We start from the raw sequence: 15,132 nt of genomic DNA, 5'->3' as shown, positions 1-15,132 counted from the left end.
GGCCACCATGGCCGATCCTCGCCCTCCGCCGGTGCGGGCGCAGCCCCGCCCGCCGGGTTTCATCCGCACGGCGCAGCGCACCGGCCCCGGGCTCACGCCCGGAAGGGGGTGCGGGTTCCCCCGGGTCGGCGCCAGGTCCCGGCCCGGCGCCGACCCGACGCCCCTCACGCGCCCGGCGCGCCCGCGGCCTCCGCCACCCGCCGGTCCAGGTCCGTCATCAGGAGGTCGGCGTTGATCGCGGCCGCCGCGCGGTAGCCGCCACTGGCCGCGTTCACGACCTGTTCGAAGGGACCGATCGCGTTGCCGGCGGCCCAGACGCCCGGGACGGAGGTGCGGCCGGACTCGTCGACGGTGACGAAGCGGCCGAGGGGCGTCTCGTGGGTGTCGGCGCCGAGGGCGGTGAGAAGGCCGTCGCGGGGGACCGTGCGGGTGCCGACGAAGAGGATCTCGCGGGGGACGATCCGGCCGTCGGCCATCCGTACGCCGGTCAGCCGGTCGTCCTCGACGACGATGCCGGCGACCTCGCCGGTCACCACCGTGACCCCGGCCGCCGCGAGCCGGGCCGTGTCCTCGGGGGAGGGGTCGGGGGCGGTGTGGAGGAAGAGGGCGACGTCGGGGGACCACTGGGAGACCATCAGGGCCTGGTGGGCCGGCATCACGGGGTGGGCGAGCACGCCGAAGGCCCGGTCGCGCACCTCCCAGCCGTGGCAGTACGGGCAGTGGATGACGTCCCGGCCCCAGCGCTCGGCCACCCCGGCCAGGTCGGGCAGCTCGTCCACCAGGCCCGTGGTGACGACGAGCCGCCGCGCGCGGACCCGGCGCCCGTCGGCCAGGTCCACCGCGAAGCCCTCGCCGGGCTCCGGCGTCGGCGTCGCGGCGGTGACCAGGCCCTTGGTCCACTCCACCCCGTACGCGGCGATCTCCTCGCGTCCGGTCGCCAGGAGCTCGGCCGGGCTCGTGCCGTCGAGGCCGAGATAGCCCTGCATATGGGCGGCGGGCGCGTTGCGCGGCTCTCCCGCGTCGACGACCAGGGTGTGGCGGCGGGCCCGGCCCAGGACCAGGGCAGCGCTCAGGCCGGCCGCGCCGCCGCCGACCACCACCACGTCGTACTCGGACTCGTGCTCGGACTCGTATGCGCGCTGCGCGCTGTGTGCGTTCATGCCGCGAGGTTCGCCGAGCCCGCAGCCGCTTGACAAACAAAGTTGCCGTTTCTGCAATGAAGAGCATGACCGCTGACGACCACACCGCTGACGACCGCACCGCTGACGACCGCACCGGCGACGACCGCACCGGCGACGACCGCACCGGCGACGACCGCACCGGCGACGACCACACCGGCGACGACCGCACCGGCGACGACCGCATCGACGACGTCCTCACCGAGGTCGGCCCCCGCCTGCGCCGCATCCGCCGCGAGCGCGACGCGACCCTGGCCGACCTCTCCGCCGCCACCGGCATCTCCGTGAGCACCCTCTCCCGGCTGGAGTCGGGGCAGCGCAAGCCCAGCCTGGAGCTGCTGCTCCCGATCGCCCGCGCCCACCAGGTCCCGCTCGACGAGCTCGTCGGCGCGCCCCCGGTCGGCGACCCCCGGGTGAAGGCTAAGCCGATCCGCCGCCACGGCCGCACCCTGTACCCGCTCACCCGCCAGCCCGGCGGCCTCCAGGCGTACAAGGTGCTCCAGGAGCCCGGTGCCGAGCAGCCCGATCCCCGGGTGCACGAGGGCTACGAGTGGCTGTACGTGCTGTCCGGGCGGCTGCGCCTGGTGCTCGGCGACCACGACGTGGAGCTGGGCGCCGGCGAGGCGGCGGAGTTCGACACCCGGGTGCCGCACTGGTTCGGCCCGGCGGGGGACCGGCCGGTGGAGTTCCTGAGCCTGTTCGGCCCGCAGGGCGAGCGGATGCACGTACGGGCCCGGCCGAAGAAGTCCTGAGAGCCTGTTCCCCACGGGCCAAGCGACCGCTTAGTATGCGGTCGACCGCGCAGGACGCACGACGGCACGTGGAGGCCCCCGATGCAGGCATGGCGAGTGCACGAGAACGGCGAGCCGGGCGAGGTGATGCAGCTCGACGAGGTCGCGGCGCCCGAGCCCGGGCCGGGGCAGGTGCTCCTGAAGGTCCGGGCCACCGGCCTCAACTTCCCCGACGCGCTGCTGTGCCGCGGCCAGTACCAGGTGCGGCCGCCGCTGCCCTTCACCCCCGGCGTGGAGATCTGCGCCGAGACCGAGGACGGCCGCCGGGTCATCGCCACCCCCGCCCTCCCGTACGGCGGCCTCGCGGAGTACGCCGTCGCCGACGCAGCCGCGCTGCTCCCCGCCCCGGAGGCCCTGGACGACGCCCAGGCGGCCGCCCTGCACATCGGCTACCAGACCGGGTGGTTCGGGCTGCACCGCAGGGCCGCGCTGAAGGAGGGCGAGACGCTGCTCGTGCACGCCGCCGCGGGCGGCGTCGGCAGCGCCGCCGTCCAGCTCGGCAAGGCGGCCGGCGCCACCGTGATCGGCGTCGTCGGCGGCGCCGACAAGGCGGCCGTCGCCCGCGGGCTGGGCTGCGACACGGTCGTCGACCGGCACGCCGAGGACGTCGTCGCGGCCGTCAAGGAGGCCACCGGCGGCCGCGGCGCCGACGTGATCTACGACCCGGTCGGCGGCGCCGCCTACCAGCAGTCCGCCAAGCTGGTCGCCTTCGAGGGCCGGATCGTGGTCGTCGGCTTCGCCAGCGGCACCGTGCCCGCCCCCGCCCTCAACCACGCCCTGGTGAAGAACTACTCGATCCTGGGCCTGCATTGGGGCCTGTACAACCTCAAGGACCCGGCCGCCGTCCTGCGCTGCCACGAGACCCTGTCCGAGCTGGCCGCCAAGGGCCTGATCAAGCCGTACGTGAGCGAGCGGGTGCCCTTCGCGGGCGCCGCCGACGCCGTGCAGCGGCTCGCCGAGGGCGTCACCACCGGCCGGCTCGTCGTCCTCCCGGAAGGAGCCCGCGCATGAGCGCCCACCCCGCCACCGCCCCGGCCCCCGACGCCGCCGAACTGCTCGACCGCACCCGCCGGTTGCTCGCCGAGCACCCGCCCGCCACCACCGACCGCACCGACTTCCTGCGCGCCCGCTTCGACGCCGGCCTCGCCTGGGTGCACTACCCGGTGGGCCTCGGCGGACTCGGCGCCCCGCGCTCCCTGCAGGCCGTCGTCGACGCCGCACTCACCGCCGCGGGCGCCCCCGACAACGACCCCCGCCGGATCGGCATCGGCCTCGGCATGGCCGCCCCCACCCTCCTCGCCTTCGGCTCCGACGCCGTCAAGGAGCGCTTCCTGAAGCCGCTCTGGGTCGGCGAGGAGGTCTGGTGCCAGCTCTTCAGCGAGCCCGGCGCCGGCTCCGACCTCGCCGCGCTCGGCACCCGCGCCGTACGCGACGCTGGGGGCACCTCCGGCTCGGGCGAAGCCGCGAGTGGGGGAGACTGGGTGATCAACGGGCAGAAGGTGTGGACCTCCAGCGCCCATGTCGCCCGCTGGGCGATCCTCATCGCCCGCACCGACCCCGACCTGCCCAAGCACCGCGGCATCAGCTACTTCGTGTGCGACATGACCGACCCCGGCGTCGAGGTCCGGCCGCTGCGCCAGATCACCGGCGAGGCCGAGTTCAACGAGGTCTTCCTCACGAACGTGCGCATCCCCGACGCGCACCGCCTCGGCGAGGTCGGCGACGGCTGGCGGGTCGCCCAGACCACCCTCATGAACGAGCGGGTCTCCATCGGCGGCGCCCGCATCCCCCGCGAGGGCGGCATGATCGGCAAGGCCGACGCCACCTGGCGTTCCCGCCCCGAGCTGCGCACCCACGACCTGCACCGGCGGCTGCTCGACCTGTGGGTGGACGCCGAGGTCGCCCGGCTCACCGGCGAGCGCCTCCGCCAGCAGCTGGTGGCCGGCCAGCCGGGACCCGAGGGCAGCGCGATGAAGCTCGGCTTCGCTCGGCTCAACCAGGCCATCAGCGCCCTGGAGGTCGAACTCCTCGGCGACGAGGGCCTGTTGTACGGCGACTGGACGATGGTCCGGCCCGATCTCGTCGACTTCACCGGCCGCGACGCGGGCTACCGCTATCTGCGCGCCAAGGGCAACTCGATCGAGGGCGGCACCACCGAGGTGCTGCTCAACATCGTGGCCGAGCGGGTCCTCGGACTGCCGCCCGAGCCCCGCAACGACAAGGACGTCGCCTGGAAGGACCTCGCCCGATGACCGAGACGCCGAAGCCGACGGCCGCCCAGCTCGATCTGCTCTACTCCGAGGCCGAGGAGGACCTGCGCGCCGCCGTCCGCTCGCTGCTCGCCGACCGGGCCGACCCGCAGGCGCTGCTCGCCCGGATCGAGGGCGAGGCCCCGTACCTCCCCGGCCTCTGGGACGCCCTCGCCGGCGGCATCGGCGCCGCCGGACTGCTGGTGCCCGAGAAGCTGGGCGGTCAGGGCGCGAGCCACCGCGAGGCCGCCGTGGTCCTGGAGGAGCTGGGCCGGGCCGTGACCCCCGCCCCGTACCTCACCAGTGCCGTCGTGGCGACCGAGACGCTGCTCGCGCTCGGCGCCGACGAGGGCGGCCCGGTCGCGGAACTCCTCGGCGCGCTCGCGGCCGGCGAGAAGACCGCCGTGCTCGCCGTGCCGCTGTCCACGGCGCCGGGCGCCGACCCGGTGACCGACGGCCCGGTGCCCGCCGTCGCCGACGCGGCCGCCGCAGACGTGCTGCTGGTGCCGCGCGCCGACGGGCTGTACGCCGTGCCGGCCGCCGAGGCCCGGATCACCCCGCAGGTGCCCCTCGACCTGACCCGTCCGCTGGCCGTCGTCGACACCACGGGCGTCGCCGGGACCCGGCTCGCCGGACCGGAGACCGGCGGGGCGGCGGTCCGGCGCGGGCTGCTCGCCGGTGCCGGGCTGCTCGCCTCCGAGCAACTCGGGCTCGCCGCCTGGTGCCTGGAGGAGACCGTCCGGCACACCAAGGAGCGCCACCAGTTCAACCGGCCGATCGGCTCCTTCCAGGCGCTCAAGCACCGGATGGCCCAGCTGTGGCTGGAGCTGGTCGGGGCCAGGGCGGTGGCCCGCGCCGCCGCCGACGCGCTGGCCACCGGCGCCCCGGACACCGAGCTGACGGTCGCCGTGGCCCAGGCGTACTGCGCGAAGGTCGCCGTGCACGCCGCCGAGGAGTGCGTCCAGCTGCACGGCGGCATCGGCATGACCTGGGAGCACCCGGCGCACCTGGCGCTGAAGCGGGCCAAGTCCGCGCAGACCGCGCTCGGTTCGGCCGGCCGGCACCAGGACGTGATCGCCGCCCTGGTCGACCTGCGCGCCCCGAGGTAAGGGGCGCCGGAGTCCACACCCCTCTACATACTGTTTAATTGCGAAGTCTTCGCAATAACAGTTGATCTTCAAGAGGGGTGTGGACTTCATGGCCGCCCGACCCGTCCGCCGTGCGACCGCCGCGATCCTCACGGGGGTGACGGCCCTCACCGCGGCGGCCTGCGCGAACCCCGACGGCGCCGCCAAGGGCCAGGGCGGGCCCCGTGACTCGGCGGTCGTCGGCATCGCCGCCGAACCCGACACCCTCAGCCCGCTGCTCGGCTACGGCAAGGACGGCAACTCCAAGATCTTCGACGGGCTGCTCGCCCTCGACGCCGGCATGCGGCTCCGGCCCGCCCTCGCCACCGCACTGCCCGCGGTCAGCGCCGACGGCCTCACCTACACGTACACCCTGCGCAAGGGCGTCACCTTCAGCGACGGCACGCCCTTCACCGCCCGGGACGTCGTCTTCACCTACCAGGCGGTGCTCGACCCGAAGACCAACAACCCGTCCCGCAGCGAACTCGACGCCCTCAAGGACGTGCGCGCCACCGGCGACCACACCGTCACGTTCACCCTGAAGTACCCCTACGCGCCCTTCGCCCGGCGCACCGTCCTCGCCATCGCCCCCGAACGCGTCGCCGGCAAGCAGGACGTCAACAGCGGCCCCTTCACCACCCGCCCCATCGGCACCGGCCCCTATGTCCTCACCGGCTGGACCAGGGGCGAGAAGCTCACCTTCCGCGCCAACCCGCACTACTGGGGCGGCGCACCGGCGGTCGAGAAGTTCACCATGGCCGTCGTCAAGGACGACGACGTGCGCGCCACCCGGCTGCGCGCCGGCGACCTCGACGCCGCGATCCTGCCGCCGAACCTCGCCGCCGGATTCAAGGCCGACAAGACCCGGAAAGTGCACACCGCCACCACCTTCGACTACCGCACCGTCACCCTGCCCAGCCACAACCGGGTCGCCGGCGACGTGGCCGTCCGCCGCGCCCTCGACCTCGCGGTCGACCGGCAGGCCATGGTCGACAAGATCCTCGAAGGCGCCGGCCGGCCCGCCTACGGCCCGGTGCCCACCGACAGCCCCTGGTTCGCCAAGGGCACCGAACGCCGCCACGACCTCGCCGGCGCCCGGAAGATCCTCGACGAGGCGGGCTGGAAGCCCGGCCCCGACGGCATCCGCGTCAAGAACGGCGTCCGCGCCGCCTTCCCCCTCTGGTACCTCTCCGGCGACAAGCTCCGCCAGGACCACGCCCTCGCCTATGCCTCCGACGCCAAGAAGGCCGGCATCGAGATCGCCACCCAGGCCGGCACCTGGGAGGTCATCGAACCCCGGATGAAGACCGACGCCGTGCTCGCCGGCGGCGGCTCGTCCGGCGACCCCGACTTCGACCAGTACCTTCTGCTCAAGTCCGAGCTCGCGGGCGACGGCTTCAACAACATGGCCTCGTACGCCAGTCCGGCCGTCGACCGCGCACTGGAGGACGGCCGCCGCACCGGCGACCCCGCGCGCCGCCGCGCCGCCTACGACACCGTCCAGCGCGAACTGGTGAAGAACCCCGGCTACACCTTCCTCACCCACGTCGACCACGTCTACGTCGTCGCCGACCGCTGGACCACCCCCGCCGGCCGCCTCACCACCCAGGTCGAACCCCACGAGCACGGACTCGGCTCCGGCCCCTGGTGGAACGTCGAGGACTGGACGCCGAAGCAGTGACCCGCGCTCTCCCGCTCCGGGCCATGGCCCGGATGACGGGACGGCGCGCGCTCGCCGCCGTCCCCGTCCTCCTCGGCGTCACCCTCGCGGTCTTCGCCGTCGCCGCCGCCTCCCCCTTCGACCCCGTGCAGGCCTACGCCGGCACCGCCGGACTCACCGCCTCACAGGAGAACCTCGACCAGCTGCGCGCCAACCTCGGCGCCGACCAACCCTGGTACACCCGCTGGTGGGAGTGGCTCGGCCACGCCCTGCGCGGCGACCTCGGCGACTCCGGCGTCATGCGCCGGCCCGTCGCCGACGTCGTCGCCGAACGCATCGGCTGGTCCGCGCTCCTCGCCGGCACCGCCTTCCTCGTCGCGATCCTGCTCGGCACCCTCCTCGGCGTCCTGGCCGCCCGCCGCCGCGGCGGCCTGCTCGACCGGGCCGTGTCCTCGCTCGCGTACACCCTGGAAGCCGCCCCCGCCTTCTGGCTCGGACTCCTCGCCATCTGGTTCTTCGCCCTCGAACTCGGCGCGCTGCCGCCCGGCGGCCTCACCGACACGGCGGGCGACACGGTCACCGCCGGACAGGTCGCCACCCACCTCGTGCTGCCCGCCCTCGTCCTCGGCGTCTCCCAACTGCCCTGGTTCTTCCTGTACGTACGCCAGGGCGTCGGCGACGCCCTCGACGAGGACCCGGTGCGCGGCGCCCGCGCCCGCGGCCTCGCCGAACGCACCGTCCTCACCCGCCACGCCCTGCGCTCCGGAATGCTCCCCATGCTCACCCTCGTCGGCTCCCGGATCCCCGAACTCATCACCGGCGCCCTCCTCGTGGAGACCGTCTTCAGCTGGCCCGGCATCGCCGCCGCCACCGTGCAGGCCGCCCTCTCCGCCGACTTCCCGCTGCTCGCCGCACTCACCGTGCTCGCCACCGCCGCCGTCCTGCTCGGCAACCTGCTCTCCGACCTCCTGTACGGGCTCGCCGACCCCAGGGTGGGCTTCGATGGCTGACCCCCGCACCCGGCGCCTCCGGCTCCGGAGCTCCGCCCTCGTCACCGGCACCGTCGTCCTGGCCGTCCTCCTGGTCCCGCCGCTCGTCCCCCTCGACCAGCAGGCCGTCGACCTCGGCGCCAAACTCCTCCCGCCCTCCTGGGCACACCCCTTCGGCACCGACGACGTCGGCCGCGACCTGCTGCTCCGCTGCGTCTACGGACTGCGCGTCTCGCTCCTCGTCGGACTGGTCGCCGCCCTCGTCGCCACCGTCATCGGCACCGCCGTCGGCGCGACGGCCGGCGCGCTCGGCGGCCGCGCCGACCGTCTCCTCATGCGGATCGTCGACGCCTTCTCCTCCGTGCCGCACCTGCTGCTCGGCATCTTCGTCGTGGCCATGTTCCGGCCCGGGGTCTGGCCGGTGATCGTCTCCGTGGCCCTCACCCACTGGCTCTCCACCGCCCGCATCGTCCGCTCCGAGGTGCTGTCCCTGCGCTCCCGGCCGTTCGTCGACGCGGCGATCTCCGGCGGCGCCACCCGCTGGCGGATCGGCGTCCGCCATCTGCTCCCCGCCGTCCTCCCGCAGGCCGGCCTCGCCGCCGTCCTGATGATCCCGCACGCCATGTGGCACGAATCCGCCCTGTCCTTCCTGGGCCTCGGCCTCCCCAGCCACCAGGCCAGCCTCGGCAACCTCGTCCAGACCGCCCGCTCCTCCCTCCTCACCGGCCACTGGTGGCCCACCCTCTTCCCCGGCCTCCTGCTCATCGCCCCCACCCTCGCGGTCGCGGGCCTCGCCGGCGTCTGGCGCGACCGGCTCAACCCGCGCCGCCGATCGGAGCTGATGCTGTGACCGCCGAGAACGTGCTCCGCGCCCTCCGTGCCCTCCGGGCCGGCTCCGCCGAACGGGCCGAGGACGCCCTGCTCAGCGTGCGCGGGCTCACCGTCCGCTTCCGGCTGCGCGGCGGGCGCGAGGTCGCCGCCGTCACCGACGCCGACTTCGACCTCGCGGCGGGGGAGTGCCTCGCCCTGGTCGGCGAGAGCGGCTGCGGCAAGTCCGTCCTCGCCTCCGCCCTGCTCGGGCTGCTGCCCGGGAACGCCGAGACCTCCGGCAGCGCCCTCCTCGACGGTACGGATCTGCTCGCCGCCGACGAGAAGACCCTCGCCCGCACCGTACGGGGCCGGCGCATCGGGCTCGTACCGCAGAGCCCCGCCGCCCACCTCACGCCGGTGCGCACCGTACGGGCGCATCTGGAGGAGACTGTACGGGCGCTCACCGGCACCCGGCGGGGCGAGCGGCGCGCGGCGGCCGAGGCCGCGGCCGAGCGGGCAGCGTTCCCCGCCGGACATCTCGACCGGCACCCGCACGAGCTGTCCGGCGGGCTCGCGCAGCGCGCCGCCACCGCGCTCGCGCTGATCGGCGACGCGCCGCTGCTGCTCGCCGACGAACCCACCACCGGACTCGACCGCGCCCTCGTCGACCGCACCGCCGACGAACTGCGCCGGCACGCCGACCGCGGCAAGGCGCTGCTGCTCATCACCCACGACCTCGCGGCGGCCCGCCGGGTCGCCGACCAGGTCGCCGTCATGTACGCCGGACGGATCGTCGAACTCGCCCCCGCCGCCCGCTTCTTCGGCGCCCCCGGCCCCCGCCACCCGTACGCCCGCGGTCTGCTCGACGCCCTCCCGGAACGGGAGTTCACCCCGATCCCCGGGTTCCCGCCCGAGCTGTCGGACCTGCCCGCAGGCTGCGCCTTCGCCCCGCGCTGCGCCCGCGCCACCGAGGCGTGCGCCGCACGGCCCGCGTTCCGGGCCGGCGTCGCCTGCCACCACCCCCACGGAGCTCCGGGAGCCGCCCGTGCTTGAACTCCACTGCGTCACCGCCGGATACCAGCGGCACGCGCCCGTCGTCCGCGAGGTGTCGCTCACCGTCGCCCCGGGCGAGTCCGTCGGCCTGCTCGGCCCCAGCGGCTGCGGCAAGTCCACCCTGGCCCGGGTCGCCGCCCTGCTGCACCGCCCCGACGCCGGGCGGGTCGTGGTCGACGGCACCGAGGTACGCGGCTGGCGGCACCGTGCCCCGCGCGCCCTGCGCACCGCCATCGGCGTGGTGTTCCAGCAGCCGCGGCTCTCCGCCGACCCGCGCCTGCGGCTCGCCGACCTGATCGCCGAGCCGCTGCGCGCCACCGGGCGCCGCGCCGAGGTCCCCGAACGCCTCGACGCGCTCGTCCCCGCCGTCGGCCTCACCCCCGACCTGCTCGCCCGGCGCCCGCACGAGGTCAGCGACGGCCAGCTGCAACGCGCCTGCCTGGCCCGCGCCCTGGTGCTTCGGCCCCGCTGGCTGATCTGCGACGAGATGACCGCGATGCTCGACGCCTCGACCACCGCCGCGCTCGTCGCCGCCGTCGAGAACTACCGGGCGGAGACCGGCGCGGGCCTGCTCGCCGTCGGCCACGACCGGGTCCTCCTCGAACGCTGGACCGACCGCACCGCCGACTGGGACCAGCTCACAGAAGGGCCGGCCAAGGGCTAGACGCCCGCCAGGGAACGGCCCGCTCCGGAACGTCACCCGGATGGCCGCCACGCCATACCGCCGTCCGGATCGTCCCTTCCGTCACACTGTCCGCCGAACGCCGCAATTCCGGTGCGGCGCAAGGAGGGTGAGCCCGGTGGCCATTTCCGTATCCGTCGTCCTGCTGCTGCTGATCCTGGCCGTGATCTTTCTCCGCAGCGGCGGCCTGAAGGTCTCGCACGCCATCGTCTGTGCCCTGCTCGGCTTCTTCCTGGCCAGCACCAGCATGGCGCCGACCATCCAGAACGGGGTCGCCGCGACCGCCAACGTGGTCTCCAGCCTCAAACCCTGACCGTTGCGCACGCGTGAAGTGCCATGAAACGGCGGGCACTCGCGAACCTCAGTATCCGGTGCCGCGCTTGACCTGGGCCCGCTCGGCATCGTGCGCGGCACCCTTGTCGTCCAGGGTCCGGCAGGCATCGGTGATGTCCTGACTCAGGCGGTCGATGTGTTCGCGGCTCAGGGTCTCCTTGACGAGGGCACGCATGATCTTCACCCGCTCCGCGTTGGGCGGGAGCGTGTACGCCGGCACCATCCACCCTCGTTCGGCGGAGAGCTGCCAGGCGATGTCGGACTCGTCGTAGGAGCGCTTTTCCGCGAGGCGGAACGCGACGAGCGGCAGCTGTTCGAGGTCGCTGCCGATCACTTCGAAGCGGCCGCTGCTCCGCAGGTTGTCCGCCAGGACGCGGGCGTTCTCCTGCATCATTTTCATGACGTACGTGTAGCCCTGACGTCCGAGCCGCACGAAGTTGTAGTACTGGGCGAGCACCATCGACGCGCCGGTGGAGAAGTTCAGCGTGAACGTGGCGTCGGTCTTGCCCAGGTAGTTCTCGTAGAACACGAGGTCCTTGGCCAGGCCGGACTCCTCACGGAAGATCAGCCAGCCGATACCGGGATAGACCAGGCCGTACTTGTGGCCCGAGACGTTGATCGAACGGACCTGCTCGAGCCGGAAGTCCCATGCGGAGTCCGGGTAGAGGAAGGGCCACACGAACGCGCCGCTGGCGCCGTCGACGTGGATCGGGATGTCGAGGTCCCGCTTTTCACGTACCTCCCGCAGGAGCGCGTCGATGCCGACGACGTCGTCCTTGTGGCCGGTGAACGTGGTGCCGAGGACGGCGACGACACCGATCGTGTTCTCGTCGAGGTGGGGTTCCACGTCCTCCGGGCCGATCGTGTACCGGCCCTCCTCGAGCGGTACGATCCGCGGCTCGACGTCGAAGTAGCGGCAGAACTTCTCCCACACCACGTGGACATCCCCGCCGAAGACCAGATTGGGCCTGTCGGTCGACAGGCCGGCGGCCTGACGGCGCTCACGCCACTTCCACTTCAGCGACAGCGCTCCGAGCATGATCGCCTCGGACGAGCCCTGGGTCCGGCACCCGGCGGTGTCGCCCGGCGCGTGGAAGAGGTCGGCGAGCATGCGCACGCAACGCTGCTCGATATCGGCGGAGATGGGGTACTCCGCGTGGTCGATGAAATTGCGGTGAAGGTTCTCGGCGATCAGCCGTTGCGCCTCCGGCTCCATCCATGTGGTGACGAACGTAGCGAGGTTGCGCTGCGGATCGCCCTCCATGGCGAGATCCACGTCCACGAGTCGCATCGCGTCCGTCGCGGCCATGCCTTCGTCGGGGAATCTCTGGGAGGGGGCAGGCGCGGTCAGGAATCGGTTGCCGAAAAGAACCGCGTCATCACGCTTGGTCATATGAGGATTCAAACAGCGCGAGTTCCCGCCTCGGTGAGGGACACGCCGAGAGGCAATTGCCGGGCACATGGCATGGTTCGTGACGGTCGGCCCGCCGCGAGAACGGCCGGTGGAGTGGTGGCCGGGTTCGCCGACCGGGGCGCGGCCCGCCCCACCGACGGCGTTGCGTTCGGCCGACGACTGGCAGGACGTCTAGCCTCGGCCCGTGGACCAGCCCGATCAGCGGACCGAAGGCGCAGGACCGTTCACGACCCGCCTCACCTGGCGGCCGCCCGGCGGCGGCACGGCCGTTTGGGAATCCCGGCCCGCCCGGCGCCGAGGCATGGTCGCCGTCCGTCCGCCCGGCGCGGTCGGCGCCCGTCAGGTCAGCGCCGACGGCCCCGTCCTCGCCCGGATGCGCAGGCTCAACGCCGTGGCCGCCACCGCCTTCATCATCGGCGGAGCGCTCTTCGCGGCCGGCGCCGCCGTCGCCCAGTTCGGCTCCGGCTCCGCCACCACCTGCGCTTCGATCTACTTCGCCGGCGGCCTGTTCTTCAACACAGGTGGCTACCTGTCTCTGCTCCAGGTCGTCAACGCTCCGCGCCATGTGCCCGGAGGGGAAGGCGCCCTGGTCGCCCGACGGTGGCGGTGGTGGAGCTATGAACCGATGCGGGTCGACTGGCTGGGCGCCTTCGTCCTGTTCGCCGGCACTCTGGTGTTCGCCGTCGACCTGCTCGATTCCTTCCTCCAGGGCCTGACCACCCAGCAGATCAACCGACTGATCTGGGCACCCGACGTGATCGGCTGCGTGCTCTTCCTGATCTCCGGCCATCTGGCGTTCGTCGAGATCTGCCACGGCCGGCCGTGCATCCGACAGCGCAACCTGGGCTGGTGGATCGTCGCTGTGAACCAGTTGGGCTCCGTCCTCTTCATGGTCTCGGCACTCGCCGCTTACACACGCCCCGCCACCGGCAGCCTGATCAACGCCGACATCGCCAACTGGGGCACCCTCACCGGTGCCCTCTGTTTCTCCGCGGGCGGGATCCTCCAACACTACGAACGTCCCTGACCTGACCTGACCCGACCCGATCCGAAGCGGCGAAGCGAAGAGCGAGGCGCTGAAGGCTTCCTTCATCCGCGTCAGGTGACCAGCTCGTAGATGCTCACGGCCGTCAGCCACAGGCCGGCGAGGAGGGAGAGCGTGACGATCAGCTGCTCTTGATGCCGGCTCAGCCAGTCCCGCAGGGCGTTCAGCCGGGCTTCCGCGACCGCAGGTGCCCAGACCGCGTACATCTCCATGACGATGAGGCTGAGGGTGGCCAGCAGGCAGTAGCCGGTCAGCGCGAGCCAGTCGGCGGCGGTGGAGAGATTCGCCTGAAGGGCCGTGGCGGCGCCGGCGCCGACCAGTCCCCAGGGCTGCAGCAGCCACGCCAGACCGGCTGCCGTGATCCAGGAGGCGTTGTCGATCCGGGCGGCCCAGCGCGGGGGGCCGTGCGGGCGGGGCGGCCGGCGTCGCCGGTGTGCGCCGTACAGCACCAGCCCAAGACCGATGGCGAGTTTCGCGGCGATCGCGGCGGTCGAGGGCGCGCTGTGGTGGGCCGGGGGCTGACCGCCGGTCAGCAGCACCACGACGGCGATCACGGTGATCAGGTTGGCCAGCCACGACAACAGGAACGCCAGGCCCTTACGGACGCCGCGCCGCGAGGAGAGCAGCAGGATGAAGGCGCTGTTGTGCAGGGGCCCCAGGGTGATGGCCGTACCGATCACCACCAGGTCAAGGACCATCGGGCCAGTCGCTCCTAGCATCAAGGCCGTCCGCCACCCATGCACCAGGGATCGGCCGGCAGAGGGATCGGCGCTGTCACGGTGCCGCATCCCGACTGTGCAGGCGGCGGCCTGGCGGGTCAAGCAGGCCACGCCCACGCCGGTCGGAGTTTCGGAGGGCGGAGCGCGACCTGGTCCGCGAGCCCCCCTCGTGCACAAGGGTGCCCGGGGCCCCGCGGTCCCGGGCACCCTCGCGCGGGGGAGGGCGAGGTCACTCCATCTCGGGCATCTCGCCGACCGTCGTCCGCACGTCGATCACCGCGAACGCCGCGCCCTGCGGGTCGAGCAGCGCCGCGAAGCGCCCGAAGGGGCTGTCCATCGGGCCGAAGACCTTGCGGCCGCCGGCCGCCTCCGCCTTCTCGACGGCCTTGTCGCAGTTGTCCACGCCGAAGTAGATCTGGATGTACGAGGGGATCTCCGGCGGGAAGTCGTCCGCCGTCATCACCATCCGGCCGAGCAGCGGATCGGCGCCCAGGTCGAAGATCCGGTAGTCGATCTGGTCGTCCTTCATCTTCTTCGAGCCGTAGCCGAACACCGTCGTGTAGAAGGCGTCCGCCTTCGCCGGCTCCCGCGTGAACACCTCGGCCCACACGAAGCTGCCCGTCTCGCCCTGCAGCTCGAAGCCCTCGTGCTGACCGGCCTGCCAGACGCCGAACACCGTGCCCGTCGGGTCCTGCGCGAGGCACATGGAGCCGAAGTCGCCGACCTGCATGGGCTCCATCAGCAGCGTGCCGCCCGCGCCCTTGATCTTCTCGGCGGTGGCGGCGACGTCGGGCGAGGCGAAGTACAGACACCAGGCCGACTGCGCCTCGCCGTCCTGTCCGGGCATCGGCGGCACCACCGCCGCGACGGCCTTGCCGTTCTTGAGGGCCTGCGTGTAGTTGCCGAACTCCGAGGAGGCTTCGCCGAAGGTCCAGCCCAGCACGTCGCCGTAGAACTCCTTGGCACCCTCGAGGTCGGTGAACATCGCGTCGGTCCAGACCGGCGTGCCTTCAGGTCGTGAGGCCATGACGGGACTCTCTCTTCCGCTCGATGACGTCCTTGTCTCGCCTGCCACGCTAGCC

At 73.1% G+C, this 15,132-nt stretch carries 15 protein-coding genes; 11 read left to right on the top strand and 4 right to left on the bottom strand.

Annotated features, from left to right (window positions below; all coding sequences use genetic code 11):
• Positions 1-164: 164 nt before the first annotated feature.
• The gene (locus tag KV205_RS09230; RefSeq protein WP_265863602.1) at positions 165-1,160 is read right to left on the bottom strand and encodes an NAD(P)/FAD-dependent oxidoreductase; all 996 of its coding nucleotides are present in this window, start codon (positions 1,158-1,160) and stop codon (positions 165-167) included.
• Between the two features lie 65 nt (positions 1,161-1,225).
• Here KV205_RS09230 and KV205_RS09225 point away from each other — a divergent pair, with 65 nt between their 5' ends.
• From KV205_RS09225 to KV205_RS09180, 10 genes are all read left to right on the top strand, one after another.
• On the top strand, positions 1,226-1,930 hold the full coding sequence (locus KV205_RS09225; protein WP_265863601.1) for a helix-turn-helix domain-containing protein: 705 nt from the start codon (positions 1,226-1,228) through the stop codon (positions 1,928-1,930).
• Between the two features lie 81 nt (positions 1,931-2,011).
• On the top strand, positions 2,012-2,980 hold the full coding sequence (locus tag KV205_RS09220) for an NADPH:quinone oxidoreductase family protein (protein WP_265863600.1): 969 nt from the start codon (positions 2,012-2,014) through the stop codon (positions 2,978-2,980).
• Positions 2,977-4,221 carry an acyl-CoA dehydrogenase family protein gene (locus KV205_RS09215; protein WP_265863599.1) on the top strand — a complete coding sequence of 415 codons (1,245 nt, stop codon included), beginning with the start codon at positions 2,977-2,979 and terminating at the stop codon, positions 4,219-4,221. Before KV205_RS09220 ends, KV205_RS09215 begins: the two co-directional genes overlap by 4 nt.
• Positions 4,218-5,327 carry an acyl-CoA dehydrogenase family protein gene (locus tag KV205_RS09210; RefSeq protein WP_265863598.1) on the top strand — a complete coding sequence of 370 codons (1,110 nt, stop codon included), beginning with the start codon at positions 4,218-4,220 and terminating at the stop codon, positions 5,325-5,327. Before KV205_RS09215 ends, KV205_RS09210 begins: the two co-directional genes overlap by 4 nt.
• 88 nt (positions 5,328-5,415) lie before the next feature.
• A complete protein-coding gene (locus KV205_RS09205; RefSeq protein WP_265863597.1) occupies positions 5,416-7,026 on the top strand; it encodes an ABC transporter substrate-binding protein in 1,611 nt (536 codons plus the stop codon).
• Between the two features lie 23 nt (positions 7,027-7,049).
• On the top strand, positions 7,050-8,015 hold the full coding sequence (locus tag KV205_RS09200; protein ID WP_265863702.1) for an ABC transporter permease: 966 nt from the start codon (positions 7,050-7,052) through the stop codon (positions 8,013-8,015).
• Positions 8,008-8,844, top strand: a complete 837-nt coding sequence (locus tag KV205_RS09195; protein ID WP_265863596.1) for an ABC transporter permease — start codon at positions 8,008-8,010, stop codon at positions 8,842-8,844. The genes KV205_RS09200 and KV205_RS09195 overlap by 8 nt, the downstream gene beginning before the upstream one ends.
• An 11-nt stretch (positions 8,845-8,855) precedes the next feature.
• The gene (locus KV205_RS09190; protein ID WP_265863701.1) at positions 8,856-9,857 is read left to right on the top strand and encodes an ABC transporter ATP-binding protein; all 1,002 of its coding nucleotides are present in this window, start codon (positions 8,856-8,858) and stop codon (positions 9,855-9,857) included.
• The gene (locus tag KV205_RS09185; protein WP_265863595.1) at positions 9,850-10,521 is read left to right on the top strand and encodes an ABC transporter ATP-binding protein; all 672 of its coding nucleotides are present in this window, start codon (positions 9,850-9,852) and stop codon (positions 10,519-10,521) included. The genes KV205_RS09190 and KV205_RS09185 overlap by 8 nt, the downstream gene beginning before the upstream one ends.
• A gap of 136 nt (positions 10,522-10,657) precedes the next feature.
• Positions 10,658-10,852 (top strand): hypothetical protein, encoded by a 195-nt coding sequence (locus KV205_RS09180; RefSeq protein WP_265863594.1) that lies wholly within the window; start codon positions 10,658-10,660, stop codon positions 10,850-10,852.
• A gap of 48 nt (positions 10,853-10,900) precedes the next feature.
• On the opposite strand, the gene KV205_RS09175 is transcribed toward KV205_RS09180, so the two are convergent.
• Positions 10,901-12,265 (bottom strand): glutamate decarboxylase, encoded by a 1,365-nt coding sequence (locus KV205_RS09175; RefSeq protein ID WP_265863593.1) that lies wholly within the window; start codon positions 12,263-12,265, stop codon positions 10,901-10,903.
• 205 nt (positions 12,266-12,470) lie between these two features.
• Between KV205_RS09175 and KV205_RS09170 the strand changes: the two genes are divergently transcribed.
• Positions 12,471-13,313 carry a hypothetical protein gene (locus KV205_RS09170; RefSeq protein WP_265863592.1) on the top strand — a complete coding sequence of 281 codons (843 nt, stop codon included), beginning with the start codon at positions 12,471-12,473 and terminating at the stop codon, positions 13,311-13,313.
• A gap of 71 nt (positions 13,314-13,384) precedes the next feature.
• On the opposite strand, the gene KV205_RS09165 is transcribed toward KV205_RS09170, so the two are convergent.
• Together KV205_RS09165 and KV205_RS09160 are read right to left on the bottom strand one after the other, a co-directional pair.
• The gene (locus KV205_RS09165) at positions 13,385-14,029 is read right to left on the bottom strand and encodes a GAP family protein (RefSeq protein ID WP_265863591.1); all 645 of its coding nucleotides are present in this window, start codon (positions 14,027-14,029) and stop codon (positions 13,385-13,387) included.
• Positions 14,030-14,279: 250 nt separating this feature from the next.
• Positions 14,280-15,077, bottom strand: a complete 798-nt coding sequence (locus tag KV205_RS09160) for a VOC family protein (RefSeq protein WP_265863590.1) — start codon at positions 15,075-15,077, stop codon at positions 14,280-14,282.
• Positions 15,078-15,132 lie beyond the last annotated feature (55 nt).

Source organism: Streptomyces sp. SKN60, from assembly GCF_026236535.1.
In the GTDB taxonomy this organism is placed as follows: domain Bacteria; phylum Actinomycetota; class Actinomycetes; order Streptomycetales; family Streptomycetaceae; genus Streptomyces.
This window is presented reverse-complemented; position numbering and strand designations above follow the sequence as displayed.